This is a genomic window from Mesorhizobium sp. M7A.F.Ca.CA.001.08.2.1, assembly GCF_003998455.1.
Lineage (GTDB): Bacteria > Pseudomonadota > Alphaproteobacteria > Rhizobiales > Rhizobiaceae > Mesorhizobium > Mesorhizobium ciceri.
In genome coordinates this window covers 1-1,389 of record NZ_RZPW01001132.1, presented here as the reverse complement: position 1 = coordinate 1,389, position 1,389 = coordinate 1, and the positions used below count along the sequence as shown (strand labels likewise).

1 protein-coding gene and 1 pseudogene are annotated in these 1,389 nt (G+C 64.2%); both read left to right on the top strand.

All coding sequences use genetic code 11. From position 1 onward, the window contains the following. Positions 1–1,227, top strand: a 1,227-nt coding sequence (locus tag EN914_RS35500; RefSeq protein WP_127389693.1) for an ABC transporter permease subunit, incomplete at its 5' end; no start/stop codon positions are given. Between the two features lie 29 nt (positions 1,228–1,256). Beyond that, a pseudogene (locus tag EN914_RS39655) lies at positions 1,257–1,389 on the top strand (aldehyde-activating protein); the annotation flags it as partial.

Sequence of the window (1,389 nt, the reverse complement as noted above, 5' to 3'; positions counted from 1 at the left end):
ATAAGAGACAGACTGTGGCGGGTGCTGCTGCCGTCGGCGCGGCCGACACTGATGGTCGGCGTCAACCAGGTCATCATGCTGGCGCTGAACATGGTGATCATCGCTTCGATGATCGGTGCCGGCGGCCTCGGCTACGACGTGCTCCTGGCGCTACGCGCGCTGAAGGTCGGCGAGGCGATGGAAGCCGGCCTTGCCATTGTGGCACTCGCCATCGCACTCGACCGGCTGAGCCAGGCCATCGCGCACAGCCAAGCAAAGGGCCATGTCCATCAGGAGGTAAGCCCGAGCCTCTGGCGGCGCTACCCCAACCTGACGCTGGCCATCGCCATCCTTGTCGTGACAACACTGTTCGGCCTGTTCGTGCCGGCCTTGGCAGTGGTGCCGAAAGCGATCACTTTCACCACGGCGCCGCTGTGGAAGGCGGCGGTGAACTGGGTGACCATCAATTTCTTCGACACGATCGAAGCGTTTCGCGTGGCGCTCATCCTCAATCTGCTGAACCCGCTGCGCGCCTTTTGCGAGGGCTTTCCGTGGCTCGGCGCTGTCTTCCTGCTCGGCCTTGCCGGCTATCAACTCTCCGGCCTGCGTCTCGCCGTCCTCGTCGCCGCGCTGACCGCCTTCTGCGCCATCACCGGCCTGTGGGAAAAGACCATGGCGACGGTCTATCTCTGCGGTATTTCGGCCTTCATCGCCTGCCTGATCGGCATCCCGATCGGGCTGATGGCTTCGCGCAGCGACCGGTTCGAGAAGATCGTCACGCCGGTCATCGATACGCTGCAGGTGCTGCCATCCTTCTGCTTCATCATCCCGGTGGTGATGCTGTTTCGGGTCGGCGACGTCACCGCGATGATCGCGACGATCGCCTTCGCCGTGGTGCCGGCGATCCGCTACACCAATCACGGCATCAGGCAGGTGCCGCCGGCGCTGATCGAGGCGGCCAAGGTGTCGGGCTGCACGCCGCGCCAGACCTTCTTTCGCGTGCAACTGCCGCTGGCGCTGCCGGAAATCATGCTGGGCGTCAACCAGACGATCCTGATGGCGCTGGCAATGATCATAATCTGCGCCATGGTCGGCACCCGCGATCTCGGTCAGGAAGTGTTCATCGCACTGTCCAAAGCCGATTCCGGCCGCGGCATCGTCGCCGGTCTCGCCATCGCCTTCATCGGCATCGTCGCCGACCGGCTGTTCAGCGCCTGGACGGCGAAGGCGCGCGCAAGGCTGGGTTAGGATTAGCCGCCCCGATACAGGAGAGAATGATGACTGGCCGGATCGCTCACTGCACCTGCGGCCAATTGCAGATCCGCTGCCCGCAAGAGCCGGCCAAGGTCTCGCTTTGCCATTGCCTGGACTGTCAGCGGCGGACCGGCAGTCCGTTCGGGATCGCCGCTT